This is a genomic window from Variovorax dokdonensis (assembly GCF_030316895.1).
In the GTDB taxonomy this organism is placed as follows: domain Bacteria; phylum Pseudomonadota; class Gammaproteobacteria; order Burkholderiales; family Burkholderiaceae_C; genus Variovorax; species Variovorax dokdonensis.
The window spans coordinates 1,316,273-1,339,305 of record NZ_JASZYV010000001.1; the positions used below are offsets into that span (position 1 = coordinate 1,316,273).

A 23,033-nucleotide genomic window follows, 5' to 3' on the forward strand; every position below is an offset into this window, starting at 1 on the left:
TGTGGAATCTGCTATACTTGAGTCAATTACTCAACAACAGCAGAAACTTCGCGATGAAGGGCCGGCTCCAACGCTTTGGACGAGTTCCAGAGACCAAGGTCGCCGGTTAGGGCGGAGACGGGTCACTGGGGTCACGAGTCCCGGTGTCATTTCAACGGTAAGCACGTCAAGGAGCTTGCGATGCGTCTCACTACTAAAGGCCGTTTTGCGGTCACTGCCATGATCGATCTGGCCTTGCGTCAGAACTCTGGCCCCGTCACGCTTGCTGCGATCAGCCAGCGTCAACAGATTTCGCTGTCCTATCTGGAACAGTTGTTCGGCAAGCTGCGCCGTCACGAGCTGGTCGAGTCGACGCGCGGCCCTGGCGGCGGTTACTCGCTGGGCCGCAAGGCTTCCGAGATCACCGTGGCCGACATCATCGTGTCGGTCGACGAGCCGATCGATGCCACCCAGTGTGGCGGCAAGGAAAACTGCCTGGGTGAGGCCGGCCGGTGCATGACGCACGAGCTTTGGGCATCGCTCAACCAGCGCATGGTCGAGTTCCTGGATTCCGTCACTTTGCAGAAGCTGGTGGACGATCAGCTCGCCAAGGGTGTGACGGTGGAGAACAAGCCGGCCGTGAAGCGTGCGATTTCGTCGCAGCCGGTCGTCAAGCCGATCCGCGTGAACGCGCCCAACTCGGTGTTCGCCCTGGGCAACGCCTTCGCCAAGTCCTGATGCGATGCACCGAGGCCGTGGCCGGGCCTGCGGGTCCGGCACGGCGATGAATCGCGCCTGCGACCCATTTTTCTGATCAAGCGCCAGCCAAACGCCAGCCAAGAGCCTGTCATGGACGTTACGCCCCATTTCCCCATTTACCTCGACTACGGCGCGACCACACCGGTGGATCCGCGCGTCGTCGACGCCATGATTCCGTGGCTGCGCGAGCACTACGGCAATCCGGCTTCACGCAGCCACGCGTGGGGCTGGGAAGCCGAGGAGGCTGTTGAAAAGGCGCGCGCCCAGGTGGCCGAACTCATTGGCGCGGATCCGCGCGAGATCGTCTGGACGTCGGGCGCAACCGAATCGAACAACCTGGCCCTGAAGGGGGCTGCCCACTTCTACAAGGGCAAGGGCAAGCACCTGATCACGGTGAAGACTGAGCACAAGGCGGTTCTCGACACCATGCGCGAACTGGAGCGCCAGGGCTTCGAGGTGACCTACCTCGACGTGCAGGAAGACGGCTTGCTCGACCTGGATGCCTTCAAGGCGGCCATCCGCCCCGACACCATCCTGGCGAGCGTGATGTTCGTCAACAACGAGATCGGCGTCATCCAGGACGTCGTGGCGCTGGGCAACATTTGCCGTGAAAAGGGCGTGATCTTCCATGTCGACGCCGCGCAGGCGACCGGCAAGGTCGAGATCGACATGGCCACCTTGCCCATCGACCTGATGAGCCTGGCGTCGCACAAGACTTATGGCCCCAAGGGCATCGGCGCGCTGTATGTGCGTCGCAAGCCGCGCGTGCGGCTCGAGGCCCAGATGCACGGTGGTGGCCACGAGCGCGGCATGCGTTCGGGCACGCTGCCTACGCACCAGATCGTCGGCATGGGCGAGGCTTTCCGCATTGCCCGTGAAGAGATGGCGCAAGACCTCGCCAAGGCCCGCGCCCTGCAGCAACGCCTGCTCGATGGCCTGAAGGACGTGGAACAGGTGTTCGTCAATGGCGACCTGGAGCGCCGCGTGCCGCACAACCTGAACATGAGCTTCAACTTCGTCGAGGGCGAGTCGCTCATCATGGGCATCAAGGGTCTCGCCGTGTCCAGCGGCTCGGCCTGCACTTCGGCCAGCCTGGAGCCGAGCTATGTGCTGCGCGCGCTTGGTCGCAGCGACGAATTGGCCCACAGCAGCCTGCGCATGACCATCGGCCGCTTCACCACCGAAGAAGAAATCGACTACGCCGTCTCCACCATCCGCCACAACGTGGCGAAGCTGCGCGAACTGAGCCCCTTGTGGGAGATGTTCAAGGACGGCGTCGACCTCAGCACGATTCAATGGTCTGCGCACTGACGCGGTGAGTCGCTGACGACGCACACAAAACACAAAGATCGAGAGGTACCCCATGGCTTATTCATCCAAGGTCATCGACCACTACGAAAACCCCCGCAATGTCGGCTCCTTCGACAAGGGCGACGACAGCGTCGGCACCGGCATGGTGGGCGCGCCTGCCTGCGGCGACGTCATGAAGCTGCAGATCAAGGTCAATCCCGACACCGGCGTGATCGAAGACGCGCGCTTCAAGACCTATGGCTGCGGCTCCGCGATTGCTTCCTCCTCGCTCGTGACCGAGTGGGTGAAGGGCAAGACGCTGGACGAGGCAGCTGCGCTCAAGAACGCGCAGATCGCCGAAGAGCTGGCGTTGCCGCCGGTGAAGATTCACTGCTCCATCTTGGCCGAGGACGCCATCAAGGCAGCCGTGAGCGACTACAAGCAGAAGCACGGCGCCGCTGCGGCGACCGAGGCGACGCACTGAAGATGCCCGTTACCCTCACGGAGGCCGCAGCCCGCCACGTCAACAAGTACCTCGCCAAGCGTGGCAAGGGCCTGGGCGTGCGCCTGGGCGTCAAGACGACGGGTTGTTCCGGCCTGGCCTACAAGCTTGAATACGTCGACGAGACTTCGCCCGAAGACGTGGTGTTCGAGGACCAAGGTGTGAAGGTGCTGATCGATCCGAAGAGCCTGGCCTATCTGGACGGCACCCAGCTGGATTTCGTGCGCGAGGGTTTGAACGAAGGCTTCAAGTTCAACAACCCCAACGAGCGCGACCGCTGTGGTTGTGGCGAAAGCTTCCGGATCTAGATTCCACCGCGGGGGCGCGTACCCCGTTGAAAATCAGGCGCCGCCGTGTCTTGGACAGGCGGCTTTTTTCTGCTTATGAAGCTTGACGCCACCGATTTCGAACTGTTCGACGTGCCTGCCACATTCGCGCAGGATCGTGCTGTGTTGGACGCCCGCTGGAAGGAACTGCTGCGGGAGGCGCATCCCGATCGCGTCGCAGCCCAGGGCGCGGTGGCGCAGCGCGTGGCCATGCAGTGGTCGGTGCGCATCAACGAGGCCTACCAGCGCCTCAAGGATCCGATCAAGCGGGCCGCCTACCTGTGCAGGCTCAATGGCGTGACCATCGACGCCGAACACAACACCGCCATGCCGACCGACTTTCTCATGCAGCAGATGGCGTGGCGCGAACAACTCGACGAGACGGGCGACGCAGCGGGCTTGCAAGCGTTGCAGGACGAAGTGGACGACGCTCGCCGGCGGGGCTTGTCGTCCCTGGATTGGCTGATCGACGAAAAAGGCGACTTCGCGCAGGCCGCCGCGCAAGTCAGAGCCCTCATGTTCATTGAGCGCTTTGGCGAGGACGTCGAAGCCCGGCTCGATCGCTTGGGACAATAGGACATGGCTCTTCTGCAGATTTCCGAACCCGGCCAGGCGCCGGATCCGCACCAGCGGCGCATTGCCGTTGGCATCGACCTGGGCACCACGCATTCGCTCGTCGCTGCCGTGCGCAACGGCGTGGCCGAATGCCTTCCTGATGAACAAGGCCGCGTGCTGCTGCCTTCGGCCGTGCGCTACCTCGAAGGAGCGCGTCGCCAGATCGGCTACGACGCCCTGGCCGAGCGCGCGAACGATCCGGCCAACACCATCACCTCAGTCAAGCGCTTGATGGGCCGTGGCCTTGCCGACGTGACTCGCCGCGACGCGCTTCCTTACGCCCTGGTCGAGAGCGAGGGGCAGGGCGGCATGGTCCAGGTTCAGACGCGTGAAGGCGTCAAGTCGCCGGTAGAGGTCAGCGCCGAGATACTGTCCACATTGCGCTATCGGGCCGAGGACACGTTCGACCAGGACCTGCACGGCGCCGTGATCACCGTACCCGCCTATTTCGACGAAGGCCAGCGCCAGGCGACCAAGGATGCGGCCCAGCTTGCTGGCCTGAATGTGCTGCGCCTGATCAGCGAGCCCACTGCGGCGGCGATCGCCTACGGCCTGGACAACGCGGCCGAGGGCGTCTATGCGGTCTACGATCTGGGTGGCGGCACCTTCGACGTGTCGATCCTGCGCTTGACACAAGGCGTCTTCGAAGTGATCGCGACCGGCGGCGATTCGGCGCTGGGCGGCGACGACTACGACCATGCGCTGGCCGATCTGGTCGCTTCGCGGGCCGGGCTGCAACTGGGCAACGATACCGACAAGGCCGCGCTTCTCATCGCCGCCCGTGCGGCCAAGGAAGCCCTGACCGGCGACGAAGTCACCACGTTGCAAGTGCAGATCGGGGCCGAGTCGGTGTCGCAGGACGTCACGCGCGACGAGTTCGAACAGGCAACGCGGTCCCTCACCGACCGCACGCTGGCCGCGGCGCGAAAGGCGCTGCGCGATGCCAAGCTCAAGCCTGATGAGCTGCAAGGTGTCGTTCTCGTCGGAGGCGCCACTCGCATGCCGCAGGTCAGGCGTGCCGTGGCCAAGTTCTTCGGCCGGGAGCCGTTCGTCGACCTCAATCCCGACGAAGTCGTGGCGTTGGGTGCGGCGGTGCAGGCCGATCAATTGGCCGGCAATGGCGGCACCGGCGACCTGCTGTTGCTGGATGTGATTCCGCTGTCGCTCGGCCTGGAAACCATGGGCGGATTGGCGGAGCGGATCGTTCCGCGCAACACCACCATTCCCACCGCGATGGCACAGGACTTCACCACGTACCAGGACGGGCAGACTGCGCTGGCCTTGCACGTGGTCCAAGGCGAGCGTGACCTCGTTGCCGATTGCCGTAGCCTGGCTCGCTTCACCTTGCGCGGTATCCCGCCGATGGCAGCGGGCGCCGCACGCATTCGCGTGACCTTCACCGTCGATGCCGATGGATTGTTGAGCGTGAGCGCCAAGGAGCAAACCAGCGGCGTGGAAGCCAGCGTCGCGGTCAAGCCGTCGTACGGCTTGTCGGATGACCAGATCGCCCGCATGCTGCAGGACAGTTTCAGCACCGCGTCGCAAGATGTGGCGGCGCGCGCGCTGATCGAGGCGCGTGTCGATGCCGATCGCATGCTGTTGGCCACGCAAAGCGCGCTGGACGCCGACGGCGCGCTTCTGGATGCGCAAGAGCGTCAGCAGATCGATGCGTTGATGCAGGCCCTGCGCGAAGCGCGCACATCGACCGATGCCGCCGTCATCGAAGCTGCCGTCAAGGTGTTGGCCGATGGCACCGAGCCCTTTGCGGCGCGGCGAATGAACCAGGGCATCGCCCGCGCCTTGTCGGGCCGGGCCATCGAATCCCTCTGAGCTTTATTGATTTCATGCCCACCATCAAGATTCTTCCGCACGCCGAGTACTGCCCCCAGGGGGCCGAGGTGAAGGCGCCGGCCGGCACGTCGATTTGCGAGGCGCTACTCGACAACGGCATCGAGATCGAACATGCCTGCGAAATGAGCTGCGCATGCACCACCTGCCACGTGATCGTTCGACAGGGGTTCGGCTCTCTCAACGAATCGGACGAGGCAGAGGACGACCTGCTGGACCGGGCCTGGGGTCTGGAGCCGCAGTCGCGCCTGAGCTGCCAGGCCATACTCGCGCAGGAAGACGTCACCGTCGAGATCCCCAAGTACTCGATCAATCACGCCAAGGAAAACCACTAAGCGCATGACTCGCCAGATCGTCCTGGACACGGAAACCACCGGCCTCTCGGCCGAAGATGGCGACCGTGTCATCGAGTTGGGTTGCGTGGAGCTGTTCAACCGCAAGCTCACCGGCAACGACCTCCACCTGTACTTCAACCCCGAGCGCGACAGCCATGAAGATGCGCTGCGCGTGCACGGGCTGACGACGGAGTTCCTGTCCGACAAGCCCAAGTTCGGCATGCGCGCGCCAGAGATCGTCGAGTACCTCAGCGGTGCCGAACTGATCATTCATAACGCTGCGTTCGACGTGGGCTTCTTGAACAAGGAGTTCGAGCGCGCCGGCCTGCAGCCGCTTCGGCACTATGTGAGCGAGGTCACCGACACGCTTGCGATGGCCAAGGCGGTCTATCCGGGCAAGCGCAATTCGTTGGACGCGTTGTGCGACCGCTTCGGCGTCGACCGTTCGAACCGGACCTTCCACGGTGCCAAGCTCGATGCGCAGTTGCTGGCGGATGTCTACATCAACCTGACGCGCGGCCAGGACGCCCTGCTGATCGATGTGGGCACCAGCGAGCCGGAAGAGGGCAGGGTGATCGAGATCGACTTGCGCAGTTTCGTGCTGCCGGTGATCACTGCCAGCATCCAGGAACTGGCGGTGCACGAAGAAGTGCTGGCCCAACTGGACAAGGCCAGCAACGGAAAAACGATTTTTCGCCGAGAAGCTGCGGAAAATGTGGCTATAATCTAAGGCTTCGCACAGCACGCATCCAACGCGCAGCGCGAAGATCCAGCTCCCTGGCAGCCTCTCGGTCTGACAGCGGCTTGGGCGGTTAGCTCAGGGGTAGAGCACTGCATTCACACTGCAGGGGTCAGTGGTTCGATCCCACTACCGCCCACCATTCGGAAGATCCCCTTTCCGACGGCACCCGAGGCCCTGGCGCCTCATTCGCTCCGGTGCATCACCTCTCCATGTTCCGAATTCGGCTTTGTGCTTGTCGCCATCTGGCGCCACTGCTTGCTTGAGCTTTGCCGTGCGCTGGAGATTCATTTTCTGATGCAATCACGGGCGGTACGATTCACGTTGACCGAGGTTGCGGCACCCGACGTTCTTGCTGGTCGCCCGCCCATCAATCTTCTGGAGTTCCGCGATGCAGCTTTCCCCATTCCACCTCGCCATTCCCGTTCATGACCTTCCCGCGGCGCGCCGCTTTTATGGCGAAGTGTTCGGCCTCGAAGAAGGGCGATCGAGCGCGCAATGGGTGGACTTCAACTTCTACGGCCACCAGCTCGTGATTCACGAACACCCGAAGACATCCGCGCAGGAACAGGCTCACACCAATCCGGTGGATGGTCACGATGTGCCGGTGCCGCATTTCGGCATCGTGCTGCAGTGGCAGCAGTGGGAGGCGCTGGCTGAACGACTCAAGTCCTTCGGCACGAAATTCGTCATCGAGCCCTACGTCAGGTTCAAGGGCCAGGTGGGCGAGCAGGCCACCATGTTCCTGCTCGACCCCTGCGGCAATGCGCTGGAGTTCAAGGCCTTCAAGGACATGAGCCAACTGTTCGCCAAATAAGGGCGCCGCGGACGCTTCCTCACCAACGGGCGACAAGTCACCCAGGCGTCAGGCCGGGGCGGCCCTTGGCAGCCTTCCTGGCCTAAGCTCGTTGCCCGAAAGCGCGGCGCCGACGCCGAGCTCAGTCCAGACAGGAGCCCCCAGATGTCCGATCACGCCGGCGCCGCCGACGCATGCCCCTTCGAGTTTCGCCATCCGCTGCTTTGCGGTCCGCTTCGCCAGCCTCGGCAGATGCTCGCAGAGCAGACTTACGACGGCCACAAATCGATCCACGATGACAGCACCGCCGAGGGGCTCGGGCTGCGCGCTGGGCCGATCGAGGGGCCGACGCACTTCAGCCAGTTCGATCCCTTGCTGTATCGCCTGTTTGGTCGCGCCTGGTTCGAGACAGGCTGCATCAGCGCCCACTACCAGACGATGGTGGTGGAGGGCGAGGAAGTGCGCGCCTTCGTGCAACCCCCCGCCGACGCCGGTGGCCGCATGGTGCGCATCCATGCCGAGAAGAAGGATGGAACGCCCGTGCTGGTTGGTACCGCATCCGTCGGAGAATCCGCCGGTTTGCCGCCGCACGAACTCGAACAGCGCATCGCAAGGCTGCGCCCGCCCACGGCACTGGTGATCAACCGGGACCTCAAGGTCGGGCAGCGAGGTGCGACTGGCGAATCCATCGCCATGGGCTTCGACGATCACATGGGCGACCACTACCCGTTCACCTTGCGCGACAAGCTCAAGGTGATCACGGAGCCCTGCGCTTGGTACACACCCGAGAGCGGTGCCAGTTCGCCCTGGGGCCGTCCGATCATCCCGATGGAGATGATCAGCGTGCTTCTGGGCAGCACTTCGGCGCAGGCAGGCTTGTCGGGGCGCAAGCCGGCCGTGGGGCTTTTCGCTGGCCAGCAGATCCGACTTCTGCGTGGCCCGCTTTTCGTCGGGCAGCGTTATGAACTGGAGCGCGAGATCATCGCGCTGAGCGAAAGCGCGCGAACGGAATCCGTCTGGGTGCGCACCAGAGTGTTCGAGGCCTCCGGCGAGCGCACGCCCGTGGCCGAGATGATCCTCAATGGTGCCGTGATGAAGGCCTCTTACCCGCGCTACGACGAAGAAGCAAAGGCACTGGGCCTGAACTGAAGGCGGCAAGAGGCCGCTGGACATGGCGATGCCCGATACTAGCCCCCGTCTGGGAGCACGAGCAAAGCCATGCATGACGGATTGAGCACGCTTTACGGCAGCCCGCCATCCAGGTCCTCGCTGGACGGACAGCAGTGTGCGTCCGCCGCTCGCTGCGTGGTCGCGGTGGCGGTCTGTCTGTTTTCAGGGTCTGCCGCGGCGCAGGGCGCCATGATCTACGGGATCATGGACGTGGGTTTCGAATACAGCGACATGGGAACCGCCCAGCGTGCCCGCGTCATCTCCGGTGGTCTGTCCGGCAGCCGGCTCGGGTATCACGCCTGGGAAGACGTGGGTCGGGGATGGACGGCCGAGTTCCGCCTCGAAAGTGGCATTCGCCTCGACACAGGCATCCTGGCGCAGGGCGGCCGCATGTTCGGCCGCGAGTCCTCGGTCGGGATTTCGCACGCTTCGCTCGGCACGCTCAAGCTCGGCCGGCTGCCAACGCCCTACTGGTCGACGCAGGACGAAGTCGATGCATTCAGGCGCGGCCTGAACGGCGCGCCCGGCGCACTTTCCCGATCGGGGTCGGTCGCTCGCGAACCCTTGCCGCTGTTGGTCACCGCGCGTGCCGACAACGCGGTCGACTACACCTCGCCGACCTGGCGAGGCTTCTCGCTCGATGCCTTGGTGGCGGCTGGCGAGTCGAACACAGTGGTGGGTGCCACGCGATCGCTGGGCCTGCGCTTCGAGCACGGCCCGTGGGTTTTGGTCAGTGCCTGGGGCGAGCAGGAGTCCGGTCAGCCCGGCGACGGGCCCTTGAAGGCCCTGGTGACCGGCGTGCGCTACGACTTCGGGCCCGGCGAGCTCATCGTGGGCTACACCGACGAGCGCAACTTCTGCTCGGCCTGTGTCGGCCGTCAGGCGCAGGTCGCCGGCGTTGCGGAAGGCGGGGCCAGTTCGTTCAAGCTGGCCAATATCGGTATGCGGCTGCCCTTGGGTCGTTTTCTGTTGATCGCGCAGTACACGCGCATCACCGACCACAGCGACTACGCGGTGCCGCTCGGAGAGCGCGACGCCAACTACGCCGCCGTCGGTCTGGAGTACCGCCTGTCGCCACGAACGACGCTCTATGGGGGCTTGGGCACGGTGGACAACCGCAACGGATCGAAATACGTTCTGGGTACCGGCAGCGTCCAGCAACCGCCTGACTTCGTGGCTGCCGAAGATGCCCGCGTGACCACCATGAGCATGGGGGTCAGGCACTCTTTCTAGCCTCGCTCCTTTTCGGGAGGACATCATGAGCGATTTGTACAACGCGTCGATGCCACAGATGCACCGACCCGCGCCAGAGGATCCCGGCGAGATGCCGGTCGAACCCGATCAGGGGCCGGCCAATCCGCCCGCGCAGCCTCAGGACCCAGAGCAGCCCATCGCCCCGCCGCATTGAACGGGGCATGCCGGCCCGCGGCGCCGCGCAGCCATTAAGCTCGACCGCATGGAACACATCGAATGTGCGGTGATCGGGGCCGGCGTTGTCGGCCTGGCGGTGGCGCGTGCCCTGGCATTGGCGGGCCACGAGGTGATGGTGCTCGAGCGCGAAGGCGCGATCGGCACCGGCACCAGTTCGCGCAACAGCGAAGTCATTCACGCAGGCATCTATTACCCCCAGGGCTCGCTCAAGGCGCGCCTGTGCGTGGCGGGCAAGGAAATGCTCTACGCCTACTGTGCGGACCGCGGCGTTGCGCATCGGCGGTGCGGCAAGCTGATCGTGGCGACCAGCGAGGCCCAGGAAGCCGACTTGTCATCCATTGCCGCCAAGGCTCGGGCGAACGGTGTGGATGACCTGGTGCTGCTCACGCGCGAAGAGGCGCTGGCGCTGGAGCCGCACCTTCAATGCGTGGCCGCTCTGCATTCGCCCAGCACGGGCATCGTCGACAGCCATGCGCTCATGCTTGCCTTGCAGGGAGATCTGGAGAACGCAGGCGGCATGGTCGCATTCATGTCGCCCATCGCGCGCGCGCAAATCAACGGCGGCAGCATCGACTTGCACGCCGAGGACGGCACGACGTTGCGCTGTGCCCGCGTCGTCAATGCGGCGGGGCTGGCGGCGCCGCAGCTGGCACGCATGTTCGAAGGGCTTGCCCCATCGTTCATACCGCAGGCCTGGTATGCCAAGGGCAACTACTTTGTCGCCAGCGGCCGCGCGCCCTTCAGCCACCTGATCTACCCCGTGCCGGAGCCGGGCGGGCTGGGTGTGCATCTGACGCTCGACCTGGGCGGACAGGCCAAGTTCGGGCCGGATGTGCAGTGGGTCGATTCACCCAACGATCTGGTGGTGGACCCCGCGCGAGGCGAGGCCTTCTATGCGGAGGTCAGAAAGTACTGGCCGACCTTGCCCGATGGCGCTTTGAGCCCCGGCTATGCGGGCATCCGGCCCAAGATATCGGGGCCCGGGCAACCTGCGGGCGACTTCGACATTCAGGGTCCTGCGCAGCATGGCGTGCCGGGACTCGTCAACCTCTTCGGCATCGAGTCGCCCGGGCTGACAAGCAGCCTCGCGATCGGCGGATTTGTCGCAGAAATGCTCGCTTGATTTCGCAGGCATGTAACATGCGACGGTGCATGCGATGAGACGCGCGTTCGGGTGAACGCTGCGATCCGCACGACGCAAACCACATCAAGGAGTATCAGAAAATGTCAACTTCTAGTGCCAACCTCGAGGCCGCCGCCAATCAGGTCGTGGAAGACATCGCCAACGATGTGCGCGGTGTTCTTTCCAGCGAAGAGCTCGAGTCGATCCCGCGTGTGAAGGCGCTGCGCCAGCGCGTCGATGCCAAGCTGGCCATTGCGCGCGAGCTTGCATCCGAAAAGGGCAAGCTGGCCGCCAAGAAGGCTCGCGAAGCCGCTGATTCGGCCAATGCCTACGCCCATGACGAGCCTTGGCAGATCGCTGGCGCCGCGCTGGCCGTGGGCGTGCTGATCGGCGTGCTGATCGGCCGTCGCTGAAAGGCGCACGCCCCATGAGGGAGCGTGCAGGTTGCGCGACGAATCGAGGCCCGGCGGACATGCCCGAGGCCCGCATGAGCACGGGAGGATGCAGATGATGAGTCCCTTGGCGAAGCGCCTCCTGGCGCTGACCGGGTTGGACCGCCGAGTTCAGCAGATGAAGATCGCCGCCGGCGAGGGGGCCTTGGCGGCGGAAGATCGTGCGCAGTTGCTGCGCTTTGCCTGGGAAGAAGAGCGCGACCGCCTGCGTCTTCTCCTGCTGCTGGTGGTGGCCGTCGCCGGCCTCACCACCGTGGCGGTGGCGTTGGTGTCGGTGGCAGTCGTGGTCAACTACTGGGACACGCCTCAACGCACCACGGCCGCATGGGCAGTGGCCATCGTCTGGCTCGTCATCTGGGTGCTGGCTGTGCTGGGCCTGTTCAAGGTGATGCAGCGCAAGTCGTCGGGCGTCGACGCCGTGCAGCAGGAGTTCGCTCGCGACTGGCACTGGATCCAGGCTCAGATCGGCTCGAGGCCGGCCAATCGGGCGCTGCGTGCCCCGCGTCCGGCAAACCGCGCCGAACTGCTGGCTCGCATGGAGCGTCAGCGCGAGCGCATCGCCACCTTGCAGCATCCCCCACCGGGCTCCGGCGCTGCACGGCAGGAGCAGCAGAGCCAGGACATCGGCGCCCAGTTGACCGCGCTGGCGAAGAGCCATCCGGTCGCATCGGCTGCCATCGCCGCCGCGGCCATTGCGGTTGTTCGGCCGCGCCGCGTGATTCGGCTGGCGACCTGGTTGGCGCCCATCGTATGGAAGTTCCGGCGCTGAGGCGCCAGAGCTTCTACGGGTTTGATGGTCCGGCGGTACGGCCGCCGGCTCTTCTTCAGTTCGAACTGCCCCGGCTGGCCAGCGCCCGAGCCACTTCGCGCACCAGCTCGGGCCCTTTGTAGATCAGTCCCGTATAGATCTGCACCACGTCAGCACCGGCGGAGAGCTTGTCCTTGGCATGCTGGCCGCTCATCACGCCGCCGACCCCAATGATCGGAAAGCCCGGGCCCAGCGCAGCGCGCAATTGGGCGATCACCCGGTTGCTGGCCTCGCGCACGGGGGCGCCCGACAGTCCACCGGCTTCTTCCGCATGGCGAAGCCCTGCGACTGCATCGCGCGACAGCGTGGTGTTGGTGGCAATCACGCCGTCCATGCCCGTGCGCCGAAGCGTGGCGGCGATGAGGCTCACTTGCGCTTCATCGAGGTCTGGCGCGATCTTCACGAACAGCGGAACACGTCGCCCCTGTGCCTCGGCCAGCGCCTCGCGCCGTTGGGCGAGCGCCGTGAGCAGGGCGTCCAGCGCCTCGTCGCTTTGCAGGCTGCGCAGGTTGGCCGTGTTGGGGCTGGAGATATTGATGGTGACGTAGTCGGCGTGCGGATAGACGCCTTCGAGGCAGATCAGGTAGTCGTCGACGGCCCGCTCGATCGGCGTGGCCGCGTTCTTGCCGATGTTCAGGCCCAGCAGCATGGGTTTGCCGCCCTTGATGTTGCCGCGCTTGCGGAACCGGGCCTGCTGGACGTTACGCACGAAGGCGTCCAGGCCCTCGTTGTTGAAGCCTAGGCGGTTGATCAGTGCCTCTCGCTCGGGCAGGCGGAAGATGCGAGGCTTCGGATTGCCCGGTTGCGCCTTGGGGGTGACGGTGCCCACTTCGACAAAGCCGAAGCCCATGGCCGAAAAGGCGTCGATGCAGCGTGCGTTCTTGTCCAGGCCAGCGGCCAGGCCAACGCGGTTCGGAAAATGCAGCCCAGCCAACTGGACCGGGTCATCCGTTCGAGCCTGCGAATAGAAGCAAGCCAGCGGCGTGTTCTGTGTGCGGGCCAGGGCGCCAAGGGTGATCTCGTGGGCCTGCTCGGCATCCATGCCGAACAGGAAGGGGCGCGTGAGGCCGTAGGGGACGAGCGACATCGGATAATTCAGGCTCTTAGCAGCAAAGCCCAGGATTGTCCCCGATGAACTCCCCAGCCCCAACCCAGGATGAACTCAAGGCGCAGGTCGCGCGCGCGGCCCTGGCCTATGTCGAGCCCGGCACCATCATCGGCGTCGGCACAGGCTCGACGGTCAACAAGTTCATCGAGGCGCTGGCGACGGTGAAGGACAGCATTCGTGGCGCGGTCTCCAGTTCCGTGGCCTCGACAGAGCGCCTGCGCGCCATCGGCGTGCCGGTGTTTGATTGCAACGAGGTCGGTGAACTCGGCGTCTACATCGACGGCGCCGACGAGATCGATGGCCACGGCCACATGATCAAGGGTGGCGGCGCAGCCCTCACGCGCGAGAAGATCGTGGCCGCCCAGTCGCGCCGGTTCGTCTGCATTGCCGATGCGTCCAAGCGCGTGAAGGTGCTGGGCGCATTTCCGTTGCCGGTGGAAGTGGTGCCGATGGCGACCGCCAGGGTGATCCGCCAGTTCTCCGAGATGGGCGGCAATGGCGTCGTTCGCCTGCGCGATGGCGCGCCCTTGGTGACGGACAACGGCCAGCACATCGTCGACGTGACGGGCCTTCGCATCGAGCGGCCGCATGATTTCGAGATGATGGTCAGCCAGTGGCCTGGCGTACTGACCGTCGGCGTGTTTGCGTTGCAGCGCGCGCACGTCTGCCTGCTCGGCACGCCCGGGGGCGTCGAGACATTGACCTTCTAGTTCTCTAGAAGCGGATGCCGGCCGGGTTGTCGGGCGTGGGGCCTTGCACGGGCGCAGGCGCTGAAGGCGGGGCTGCTGGCGCGGAGGCCGCTGCCGGGGCAGGTACGGCCGCAGGTGCAGGTGCAACGGCGACCAACGGTGCCGCGGCCGGCTGCCGGTAGCCCGACGGCAACTGGGAGCTGGCCGGGTAGCCGGCCGCATCCAGATATTGGCTCCACTCGCTGTCCAGAAAACCTTCGAGCCGCTGCGATCCGATGGTCAGCATCGGCAGGCCGCTTTGTCCGGTCTGGCGGCTCAATGCCGCGTTGTCCTCGGGCGTGTTGACCGTGCGCTCGGTGTAGGGCACGCCGCGGGTGGTGAGCAGGTTGCGGCCTGCGTCGCAGGGCTGGCATTCGCTGCGTGTGTACAGCGTCACGGGATAGCGCTGAGCCACCTGGCGCAGTTCGTAGGGCAACTGTGCGAGGCCGTTGGCGGCCGAAGGGGCGGCATTCGACGGCACTGGCTGCGCGCCCGAACCTTGCGAGGTGGGAGGCTTGTCGCTGAAGGTCACCCTGCCGTTGGCGTCGATCTGCCGATAGACCTGAGCGCCGACAGGGCCGCCAACAAGGCACAGCGCGGCAGCGCCCAACAGCAGCGGGCCGCGCCACAGGCGGGGAAATTGCGACAAAGTGGTACAGGGCATACGGGCAGTATGCCAAGCGTCGCCGTCTAGCCAAGCGCCATAAGGAACGGCGCGGGCGTCAGCGACGCGAAAACGCCACTGCGCCGCACTACCTCGGCGGTGGAAAGTGTTCAGGTCAGGCCGGCGTGGGCGCAACCATCCCCTGATGGCGCATCAGCGCGTCCAGCTGAGGCGCGCGACCCCTGAAGGCCTTGAACGACTCGATGGCCGGTCGGCTGCCGCCCGCTTCGAGGATGGCCGTGCGGTAGCGTCTGCCAGTCTCGACGCTGGGGCGCCCTTGCTCATCTGCACTTTCCTCGAAGGCGGCGTACGCGTCGGCGCTGAGCACCTCGGCCCACTTGTAGCTGTAGTAGCCGGCCGCATAGCCACCCGAGAAGATGTGGGAGAAGGTGTTGGGCGTGCGGCTGAAGGGGGCGGAAGGCATGACCGCAACCTCGTCGCGAACCTTGCGCAGCAGATCCATCACACCGCCCGGCTCGGCCTTGGTGGCGTCGTACTCCGTATGCAGCAGCATGTCGAACAGCGAGAACTCGATTTGGCGCAGCGTCTGCAGGCCGCTTTGGAAGTTCTTGGCCGCGATCATCTTGTCGTACAGATCGCGGGGCAGAGGCTCGCCGGTGTCGACGTGGGCGGTCATGTGCCTGAGCACCTCCCATTCCCAGCAGAAGTTTTCCATGAACTGGCTGGGCAGTTCCACAGCATCCCACTCGACGCCGCTGATCCCCGACACGTCGCGCTCGCTCACTTGCGTGAGCATGTGGTGCAGGCCGTGGCCGGTTTCGTGGAAGAGCGTGATCACGTCATCGTGCGTGAGCAGGGGCGGCTTGCCTTGCACGCCTTCGGCGAAGTTGCAGACCAGATGCGCCACGGGCGTCTGGAGGCGGCCGTCGTCCGGACGCAGCCAGCGGGCGCGCACATCGTCCATCCAGGCGCCGCCGCGCTTCCCGGCACGGGCGGCGGGGTCGAGGTAGAACTGGCCGACCTTCTGCACGCCCTGCGGCGTGCTGCGCTCGATGCGATAGAACTCCACGCCCGGGTTCCATACCGGCGCGGTGTCGCGGCGGATCGAGACCTCGAACAGCGTCTCGACGATCTTGAAGAGGCCGGCGAGGACTTTCGGCGCGGTGAAGTACTGCTTGACCTCCTGCTCGCTGAAGGCATAGCGGGCTTCCTTGAGCTTTTCGCCGATGTAGCTCCAGTCCCAGGGCTGGGGATCGGCGATGCCGAGTTGCTCGGCGGCAAAGCTGCGCAGGTCGGCCAGGTCCTTCAGGGCGAACGGGCGGGCCTTGGCCGCGAGGTCGCGCAGAAAGTCGGTCACCTCCTTGGCCGACTGGGCCATCTTCGGCACGAGCGAAAGCTCACCGAAATTGGGGTAGCCCAGCAGATGCGCCTCTTCCTGGCGCAGCGCGAGGATCTCCTGGATCAGCGCGGTGTTGTCGAACGTCGGATCGCCCAGTTCGCTGGCACGGGTCGCGTAGGCGCGATAGAGCGTCTCGCGCAGCTGGCTGCTCACGGCGAACTGCATCACCGGCAGGTAGCAGGGCATCTTGAGCGTGAGCTTGTAGCCTTCCTTGCCCTCGGCCTGGGCGGCAGCGCGCGCGGCCGCCACCACGTCCTGTGGCACGCCTTCGAGTTCTTCCTCGGTGGCGTAGTAGGCGAAGGCATCGGTGGCGTCCAGGGCGTTCTCGCTGAACTTCTGGCTGGCTTCGGCGGCGCGCTCCTGGATCTGCGCGAAGCGTTCCTTGGCCTCGCCCTGAAGCTCGGCGCCGCCAAGAACGAAGTTGCGCATGGCGTTGGCATGGGCCTGCTTCTGCTCCGCATTGAGCGTTGCCGGGTCGATGGCCTTGTACTTGGCATAGAGCCGCTCGTCAGAGCCCAGGCGTGTCCAGAAGGCGGTGACCCGCGGCATGGCCTCGTTGTAGGCGGCGCGCAGTGCGGGCGTGTCGGCCACCGAGTTGAGGTGCCCCACGGCGCCCCATGCGCGGCCCAGGCGTTCGACCGCCACGTCGAGTTGCTGGGCGATGGCCCGCCAGTCGGCCGGGAACTCCGGCGCCGTGACCTTCTGCAGGGCTGCCTCGGATTGCTCGAGCAGCTGGTCGATCGCGGGCGCGACGTGCTCCGGACGAATCTGGTCGAACAAGGGCAGGTCGGTGAAGTCGAGGAGTGGGTTGCTCATGGGTTACAGATTGGGCGGTGCCAGGGGTGTTCAAGAACCAGGCTCAAGAATGCCAGAGAACGCAAGGGCACAGTCGCACCCAGGGCGCTGCTTGCACCGGTGCCGCAGCGCTGGCGGCTTGCGCCGCCCGCTATTCGAAGCGGCAGCTCACGCGCACGATGCCCGGTTCCGGAGGTTCGTCCCAGCCTTCTTCGAGGCCGTGGCGGCGCATGAACGCCAACATGCGGGCGTTGGCGTCCCAGACGTCGCCGTAGATGTGGTGCAAGCCGGCATTGCGGGCACCCTGCATCAAGGCGTCCATCAGGCGATTGGCCACGCCGCTGCCACGCCAGTTGTCGAGCACGCTTAAGGCGAGTTCGGCGGACTGGGCCTCGTGGTTCACCACGTTCCAGCCGGCTTCGCCCACGATCTGTTCGCCGTGGGGACCCCAGACGCAAGCCACCCAGCCGGCGTGGCGCTCGCCGTCCGCACTGACCAGATAGCCGACCAGCTTGGGTGAATCGCCGTTAACCGCCGCATGGAACCTCTCGCGGCGCGAGCGCGCGCTCAGGCCCATGAGAAAGCCGCGCATCGTCTGCGCGTCTTCCGGGCGAACCCGCCGCACGAAGACGGTAGGGCGGTCATTGACGTCTGGCGCATCCACAAATTTGTCGATTCTGTCAATGTTGTTATGTGCGAATGTTGATCGGTGGCAACACTTCGGCCCACGGCGGACGAATCGTAGCCGACCAGGTTTGCTATGAGTAACAATTTCGCGTTAATTTTTTCCCGGCGACTGGGCCCCCAATGGAACGTGCGAATCCGGCGGTGCTCGATCGGCAGGCGGTTGCGGCATCCGGTGCCGGCCCCCACGCCCCGGCCACCGGCGCCGAAGACGAAGAAGAGCTAGAGGAGAGCAGTGCTCAGGCTTCACAGGCTGTCCCATCGCCGGGACGGGCCGTTCACCCCATTGTTCGGCTGAACTTCGGGGTCCGGCTTGCGGGCCACTGGCTGACGGGATTCACCTACGCGTCGGCCCTGCTGGACCGGGGGCAGACGGGCTGGCCTTGGCTTTTGCTGTTCGTCAGCACGGTCGTCTGGCCTTTCGCCGCCTACTTCCTCAGTCGCAATGCGTCGGACAGCAAGGCCACCGAACTGCGCTGCCTCTACGGCGACAGCCTGATCTTCGGCGTGTGGGCGTCCACGATCGGATTTCCGCCGTGGATCTCGCTGGCTTTCCTGGCGGCCTTGACCACGGCCGACGTGGCGGTGGGCGGCGAACGGTTCGCGGTTCGTTGCGTGCTGATGGCTGCCCTGGGCATGGCTGCCGGTGGCGCGGTCACCGGCTACGAAGTGGGCGGCGAGCTGTCGCTGCGCACCTATGGTGTCGCGGCAGCGGCCACGGTCCTGTTCATCCTCAATTTCGGGTTGCGGTCGTACCAGCAGGCCAGGCTCGCCCATCGTGCCCACCATGAACTGCGCGAGCGCAACCGGGTCATCGAGCGGCAAAGCCGGGCACTGGAAGAGGCGCGCCGCGTCGCCGATGCCGAGCGTGTGTCGGCCCAGGCCGCGCAGGAGCAGGCCGAGAGCGCGCGCGAACAGGCCGAGGCCGCCAACCGCACCAAAAGCACCTTCCTGGCCAACATGAGCCACGAGCTGCGCACGCCGCTCAACGCCGTGATCGGATATGCCGAAATGCTGGAGGAAGACCTTGCCGATCGCGAAGACTCGCAGCGGATGCTGGGCGACCTTGGCCGCATCCGCGGCGCGGCCAAGCACCTGCTCGGCCTGATCAACGACGTGCTCGACCTGTCCAAGGTGGAGGCCGGCAAGATCGAGCTGCATGCCGAGCCTTTCGAAGTGGCCGAGCTGGTCGATCTTGTTGCGTCGACCGCGCATCCACTGGTGGCCGCCAACGGCAACACGCTGCAATTGCACACCCAGCCCGGGCTGGGCATCGTGCGGACCGACCAGACGCGTTTGCGGCAGGTGCTGTTCAATCTGCTGAGCAACGCGGCCAAGTTCACGCACGGCGGGACGATCGCGCTGCATTCCCGAGAAGGGCGCAATGAACATGGCAGGCCCCTGGTCGTGTTCGAAGTGGTCGACAGCGGCATCGGCATGACCCCGGAGCAGATGGAGCGGCTCTTCCAGCCCTTCGTTCAAGCCAGCTCGGAGACGAGCCGCAAGTACGGCGGGACCGGCCTGGGCCTGGCGATCAGCCGTCGCCTGTGCCGGATGATGGGCGGCGACCTCACGGTGACCAGCCAGCCCGGCGAGGGCAGCCGTTTCCTCGCCAGCGTTCTACGCGAGTTTCCGACCTTGCAGGACCAGGTGGCCGCCAGCTGGTACGAGCGCAAGGCCACCGCCTTGGCGCGGACCTCGGATGCGAACGCCGACGAGCCGAACAAGCTCTATCGCCCGCCCGCCCCATCGGCCGCCGACGCGCAGGACGAGCGCATTCGCGCCGTGGTGGAGGCCGCACCGATCTTCCTCATCCTCTGGCGTGGCAGCGACGACCACATCCTGCTGGCCGGTCCGCGCAGCGAGGAGTTGTTCGGCTACCAGCCGCTGCAACTGATCGGCTTGTCGATGCAGCGCCTGTACGCGGCGCACAGCGTCGACGGCGAAAAGCTCAGCGCGGCCCTGCGCGCCAACGGTTCCGTCACAGGACATGAGCTTCGCTTCCTGCGCGCGGACGGCAGCGAGTTCTGGGGCCGGGTGTCTGCCCACAACCTGAGCTACGGCGGCCGCACATGCATGATCGCCGGCGTGGTCGATATCAGCGACTTGCGCCAGGCGCAGGCCGCCACCGAGGCGGCGAGCGAGGCGAAGTCGCGCTTCCTGTCGAGCATGAGCCACGCCATGCGCACGCCGCTCACCGGCATCCTTGGCTACGCCGATCTGTTGCTGGAAGACGCGGCCTCGCGGCGCGAACCCGCCGATGTGGCAGTGGCCGCGCGCAGCATTCGCGAATCGGGGCACACGCTGCTGTCGATGATCGACACCGTGCTCGACCATGCGAGCCTGGAGCGCGGCGAACTGCCGATGAAGATCGAAGACGTGGCGCTCGACGCGGTGCTGACGGAAGTGGCAGCGGCCTCGCAGCAGTCATGCCGGCGCCGGGCCAACAGCATCCAGGTGGAGCGCGGCGTGGTGCTCCTGGTGCGCGCGGACCGTACACGCCTCAAGCAACTGCTGCTGGCGCTGGTCAGCCATGCGAACCGGGGCGGCGATCGCCTGTCGATCTTCATCGTGCCCCGTCCGCCTGACGGGAACTGGGTGGAAGTGCAGGTGCGCGACAACGCTCCCGGCGTTTCGGAGGCAGCCCTGCGCCAGGCGCTGGCACCCTTCCAGGCGCCCGACGATGCGCTCGCTTTCGAGGCGATCGGCGCGGGGCAGACGGACCCGGGGCTGCAGCTTGCGCTGGCGCGCGGCCTGTGCGAACGCATGGGTGGCCGCTTCGAGGCCGAGTCCAGCCGCGAGCGCGGTTCGCGCTATTCGGTGTTCCTGCCGCTTTCAATGAACCACCAGGAGGAGAGGGCGCATGGCCAGAATCCTGCTCGTCGAGGATAACGAGCTCAATCGCGACATGCTCTCGCGTCGGCTCATGCGGCGCGGTTACGAGGTCGCGATGGCCGTCGACGGCGAACAGGCGCTGGTGGCCGTTCGCGACGGGCAGCCCCAACTGGTGCTGATGGACATGAGCCTGCCGATCATCGACGGCTGGGAGGCCACGCGCCGACTCAAGGCAGATCCGCAATTGCGCCACATTCCGGTGATCGCACTGACGGCCCATGCGATGTCCGGCGACCGCGAACGGGCGCTGGAGGCGGGCTGCGATGAGTTCGACACCAAGCCCATCGAGTTCGAACGTCTGCTCGGCAAGATTGAAGCCCTGCTCGGCAGGACGGGTGCATGAGTTCCACCTCGCCGATCGCGAGCGAACCCGTCTGGCCGCCGCCGCACGCCGGCGCCGCGGACGCAGACGCCCGCGAAAAGGCGTTGCGCTTGCCAAGGCTGACTTACCCGGTGCGCGTGGGGGCACACCTGCTGAGCGCACTGCTGCTGTTGTCCATCTTTCTGGAGCAGCCGCCGGCCACGCCAGCGCTGTGGGGCGTCATGGCCGTCTCGTTGCTGTGGCCGCACCTGGCCTTCTTGCTGGCCACGCACGGCCCGACAGTGGGCATCAAGCGGCGCGAGTACGTGGCGCTTTCTGTCGACTCATGCCTGCTGGGCTTGTACGCGGCGCTGGCGAACTTCAGTCCGTGGTGCATCGTCGTCTTCTGCTTCGGCGTGACGGGCTCCAGCCTGAGCATCGGTGGCGGCAGGCTGGCCCTGCGCAATCTGCCGGCCGTTCTGCTGGGCATGGCGCTGGGGGGCATGGCCAATGATTGGCGATTCATGCCCCAGCTGGCGTGGTGGCCGACCATCGTCTCGGCTTGTACGTTTGCGGTGCAGCTCATGGTGTGGGGCTTTGCCATGCATATCCAGGCCCGTCGTGCCGGCCGCACGCGGCGGGCACTTCGGGAGCGCAATGCCCAGATCGAGGCGCAGGCCATCCACCTGGAGCGTGCGCGCCAGGAGGCCGAGGTGGCCAACCGCGCCAAGAGTGCCTTCCTGGCCAACATGAGCCACGAACTGCGCACGCCGCTCAATGCCGTGATCGGCTACGCCGACCTGCTGGACGAAGACTTGCGAGACGCCGGCGTCGACCCCGGCGCGCTGGAGGACGTCCAGCGCATCCGCCAATCGGCGCGGCACCTGCTGGGCATGATCAACGACGTGCTGGACCTCTCTCGCCTGGATGCCGGCAAGGTCGAACTGCACCTGCAGGACTGCGATGTACCCAACTTGCTGGCTCAGGTGGTCGATTCGGTCAAGAGCGCGATGCAGGCCAACGAGAACCAGCTCACGGTGCGCTGCGGCGACGCGCCGGCCATCATGCGCACCGATCCGCAACGCCTGCGGCAGGTGCTTCACATCCTGCTGGCCAACGCCGCCAAGTTCACACGCTCCGGTCAGGTCGAACTGCGGGCCAGCCTCATGCACATCGATGGTGGCCGCGGCGTGCTGTTCGAGGTGCAGGACACCGGCATCGGCATGAGCCAGGAGCAGGTCGCCCACGTGTTCCAACCCTTCGTGCAGGCCGACAGCGGCAGCACACGGTCGTTTGGCGGCAGCGGCCTGGGACTGGCCATCGGGCGGCGACTCGCGCACCTGCTCGGCGGGGAACTTGACGTGAGCAGTGAGCCCGGCCGGGGCTCCTGCTTCCGGCTGCGCCTGCCGCAGCAGCTTGCGCAAGTCACCAACGAGGAAGTCGTCACGCTGCCTGCGGACACAGGTCCCGCCACACTGTGGGGAGGCGTCGATGAAAGGTGAATCACCGCTTGTCGCGCCCTGGCAGCGGCAGCGCAGCTGCCCGGCGACGCTCGGTGAGTTGCCGCCGCTGCTCGACATGGTGCGCGAGGCCTGCGCGCACATGGATGCGCCTCAGGACATGGCACACGACCTGCTTCTGATGGCCGAGGAGGCATGCGTGAACATCATGCGCCACGCCTACCCTGAAGGCGCGGACGGCACGTTGCTGTTGCGCGTTCGATGCACGCACCGTGGCGTCGAACTCGTTCTGCAGGATCGCGGCATTCCCTTCGACCCGCTGGCCGCCGAACCGCCCGATCCATTGCTCGATGCGATGGACCGCGAGATCGGAGGCCTGGGCGTTCATCTGATTCGACAACTGGCCGACCGCGTCGACTATCGGCGCGACCCGGCGCTGGGCAACGTGCTTGTGATCGAAAAGCACCTGCCGCCGGTGAGCTGACACACGAATTCAAGTCTGAGTAGGAGAAGAGAAGTGGAAATCGCGATCACCCCGCATCCTGATGACGTTCTGGTGCTGAGCATCACCGGCAGCGTGGACAGCCTCAATGCCGACCAGCTCACCAGCGCCTTTGCGTTGCCCATTGGCGAGGGGCGGCAACGCCTGGTCGCCGACTTCGCGCAGGTCAACTACACGAGCAGCGCCGGGCTGCGCTCACTGCTCATCACCGTCAAGGAATGCCGGCGCGCGGGGGGTGATCTCCGGCTTGCAGCACTGCAGCCCCAGGTCGAACGGGTGCTGTCGATCGCCGGCTTTACCGCGATCCTGAAGGTCTATACCGACGTGCCCAGCGCGGTGGCCAGTTTCGGCGACGCAGACTGA

The 23,033-nt window shown here is 65.7% G+C and carries 25 protein-coding genes and 1 tRNA gene; 22 read left to right on the forward strand and 4 right to left on the reverse strand.

The genetic code is table 11. The features are described from left to right. Positions 1–180: 180 nt before the first annotated feature. The 16 genes from iscR to QTH91_RS06190 all read left to right on the forward strand — a co-directional run bounded on the left by iscR (position 181) and on the right by QTH91_RS06190 (position 12,134). Entirely contained in the window at positions 181–717 is a 537-nt protein-coding gene (gene iscR, locus QTH91_RS06115; protein WP_286659114.1) for a Fe-S cluster assembly transcriptional regulator IscR, read from the forward strand. 111 nt (positions 718–828) lie between these two features. Beyond that, positions 829–2,049: an IscS subfamily cysteine desulfurase gene (locus tag QTH91_RS06120; RefSeq protein WP_286659115.1), complete on the forward strand. Its 1,221-nt coding sequence runs from the start codon at positions 829–831 to the stop codon at positions 2,047–2,049. Between the two features lie 52 nt (positions 2,050–2,101). After that, entirely contained in the window at positions 2,102–2,512 is a 411-nt protein-coding gene (iscU, locus tag QTH91_RS06125) for a Fe-S cluster assembly scaffold IscU (protein WP_286659116.1), read from the forward strand. Positions 2,513–2,514: 2 nt separating this feature from the next. Then, positions 2,515–2,838: an iron-sulfur cluster assembly protein IscA gene (gene iscA / locus QTH91_RS06130; protein WP_286659117.1), complete on the forward strand. Its 324-nt coding sequence runs from the start codon at positions 2,515–2,517 to the stop codon at positions 2,836–2,838. A 75-nt stretch (positions 2,839–2,913) separates the two neighbouring features. Continuing rightward, positions 2,914–3,432, forward strand: coding sequence for a Fe-S protein assembly co-chaperone HscB (gene hscB / locus QTH91_RS06135; protein WP_286659118.1), 519 nt, complete (start codon positions 2,914–2,916; stop codon positions 3,430–3,432). Between the two features lie 3 nt (positions 3,433–3,435). After that, positions 3,436–5,301, forward strand: a complete 1,866-nt coding sequence (hscA, locus tag QTH91_RS06140; protein ID WP_286659119.1) for a Fe-S protein assembly chaperone HscA — start codon at positions 3,436–3,438, stop codon at positions 5,299–5,301. Positions 5,302–5,315: 14 nt separating this feature from the next. Continuing rightward, complete coding sequence (gene fdx, locus QTH91_RS06145; RefSeq protein ID WP_286659120.1) at positions 5,316–5,654, forward strand: ISC system 2Fe-2S type ferredoxin; 339 nt, start codon at positions 5,316–5,318, stop codon at positions 5,652–5,654. Positions 5,655–5,658: 4 nt separating this feature from the next. Next, entirely contained in the window at positions 5,659–6,384 is a 726-nt protein-coding gene (dnaQ, locus tag QTH91_RS06150; RefSeq protein ID WP_286659121.1) for a DNA polymerase III subunit epsilon, read from the forward strand. A gap of 76 nt (positions 6,385–6,460) precedes the next feature. Continuing rightward, positions 6,461–6,535, forward strand: a tRNA-Val gene (locus tag QTH91_RS06155). 249 nt (positions 6,536–6,784) lie between these two features. Next, the gene (locus QTH91_RS06160) at positions 6,785–7,210 is read left to right on the forward strand and encodes a VOC family protein (protein ID WP_286659122.1); all 426 of its coding nucleotides are present in this window, start codon (positions 6,785–6,787) and stop codon (positions 7,208–7,210) included. 144 nt (positions 7,211–7,354) lie between these two features. Next, entirely contained in the window at positions 7,355–8,338 is a 984-nt protein-coding gene (locus QTH91_RS06165; protein WP_286659123.1) for a hotdog family protein, read from the forward strand. Between the two features lie 69 nt (positions 8,339–8,407). After that, the gene (locus QTH91_RS06170) at positions 8,408–9,592 is read left to right on the forward strand and encodes a porin (protein WP_286659124.1); all 1,185 of its coding nucleotides are present in this window, start codon (positions 8,408–8,410) and stop codon (positions 9,590–9,592) included. A 25-nt stretch (positions 9,593–9,617) separates the two neighbouring features. Next, positions 9,618–9,767 (forward strand): hypothetical protein, encoded by a 150-nt coding sequence (locus QTH91_RS06175; RefSeq protein ID WP_286659125.1) that lies wholly within the window; start codon positions 9,618–9,620, stop codon positions 9,765–9,767. 48 nt (positions 9,768–9,815) lie between these two features. Then, complete coding sequence (locus tag QTH91_RS06180) at positions 9,816–10,913, forward strand: NAD(P)/FAD-dependent oxidoreductase (protein ID WP_286659126.1); 1,098 nt, start codon at positions 9,816–9,818, stop codon at positions 10,911–10,913. Between the two features lie 101 nt (positions 10,914–11,014). After that, positions 11,015–11,326 (forward strand): ElaB/YgaM/YqjD family protein, encoded by a 312-nt coding sequence (locus QTH91_RS06185; RefSeq protein WP_286659127.1) that lies wholly within the window; start codon positions 11,015–11,017, stop codon positions 11,324–11,326. Positions 11,327–11,423: 97 nt separating this feature from the next. Further along, positions 11,424–12,134 carry a phage holin family protein gene (locus tag QTH91_RS06190; protein ID WP_286659128.1) on the forward strand — a complete coding sequence of 237 codons (711 nt, stop codon included), beginning with the start codon at positions 11,424–11,426 and terminating at the stop codon, positions 12,132–12,134. 55 nt (positions 12,135–12,189) lie between these two features. Here QTH91_RS06190 and QTH91_RS06195 read toward each other — a convergent pair whose 3' ends face one another. Then, complete coding sequence (locus QTH91_RS06195) at positions 12,190–13,260, reverse strand: quinone-dependent dihydroorotate dehydrogenase (protein WP_286659129.1); 1,071 nt, start codon at positions 13,258–13,260, stop codon at positions 12,190–12,192. A gap of 44 nt (positions 13,261–13,304) precedes the next feature. Here QTH91_RS06195 and rpiA point away from each other — a divergent pair, with 44 nt between their 5' ends. Next, positions 13,305–13,991 carry a ribose-5-phosphate isomerase RpiA gene (gene rpiA, locus QTH91_RS06200; RefSeq protein WP_286659130.1) on the forward strand — a complete coding sequence of 229 codons (687 nt, stop codon included), beginning with the start codon at positions 13,305–13,307 and terminating at the stop codon, positions 13,989–13,991. Positions 13,992–13,995: 4 nt separating this feature from the next. Here rpiA and QTH91_RS06205 read toward each other — a convergent pair whose 3' ends face one another. The 3 genes from QTH91_RS06205 to QTH91_RS06215 all read right to left on the reverse strand — a co-directional run bounded on the left by QTH91_RS06205 (position 13,996) and on the right by QTH91_RS06215 (position 17,492). Beyond that, positions 13,996–14,673, reverse strand: coding sequence for a glutaredoxin family protein (locus QTH91_RS06205; RefSeq protein WP_286659131.1), 678 nt, complete (start codon positions 14,671–14,673; stop codon positions 13,996–13,998). Positions 14,674–14,788: 115 nt separating this feature from the next. Further along, complete coding sequence (locus tag QTH91_RS06210) at positions 14,789–16,849, reverse strand: M3 family metallopeptidase (RefSeq protein ID WP_286659132.1); 2,061 nt, start codon at positions 16,847–16,849, stop codon at positions 14,789–14,791. Between the two features lie 130 nt (positions 16,850–16,979). Beyond that, a complete protein-coding gene (locus QTH91_RS06215) occupies positions 16,980–17,492 on the reverse strand; it encodes a GNAT family N-acetyltransferase (protein WP_286659133.1) in 513 nt (170 codons plus the stop codon). Between the two features lie 143 nt (positions 17,493–17,635). Here QTH91_RS06215 and QTH91_RS06220 point away from each other — a divergent pair, with 143 nt between their 5' ends. From QTH91_RS06220 to QTH91_RS06240, 5 genes are read left to right on the forward strand one after another with little or no spacing between them, the layout of a single operon-like run. After that, a complete protein-coding gene (locus QTH91_RS06220; protein ID WP_286659134.1) occupies positions 17,636–20,404 on the forward strand; it encodes an ATP-binding protein in 2,769 nt (922 codons plus the stop codon). After that, positions 20,376–20,750, forward strand: a complete 375-nt coding sequence (locus tag QTH91_RS06225; protein WP_286659135.1) for a response regulator — start codon at positions 20,376–20,378, stop codon at positions 20,748–20,750. The genes QTH91_RS06220 and QTH91_RS06225 overlap by 29 nt, the downstream gene beginning before the upstream one ends. Further along, entirely contained in the window at positions 20,747–22,210 is a 1,464-nt protein-coding gene (locus QTH91_RS06230) for an ATP-binding protein (RefSeq protein WP_286659136.1), read from the forward strand. The genes QTH91_RS06225 and QTH91_RS06230 overlap by 4 nt, the downstream gene beginning before the upstream one ends. Then, complete coding sequence (locus tag QTH91_RS06235; RefSeq protein WP_286659137.1) at positions 22,200–22,652, forward strand: ATP-binding protein; 453 nt, start codon at positions 22,200–22,202, stop codon at positions 22,650–22,652. The genes QTH91_RS06230 and QTH91_RS06235 overlap by 11 nt, the downstream gene beginning before the upstream one ends. 33 nt (positions 22,653–22,685) lie before the next feature. Further along, positions 22,686–23,033, forward strand: a complete 348-nt coding sequence (locus tag QTH91_RS06240; protein ID WP_286659138.1) for an STAS domain-containing protein — start codon at positions 22,686–22,688, stop codon at positions 23,031–23,033.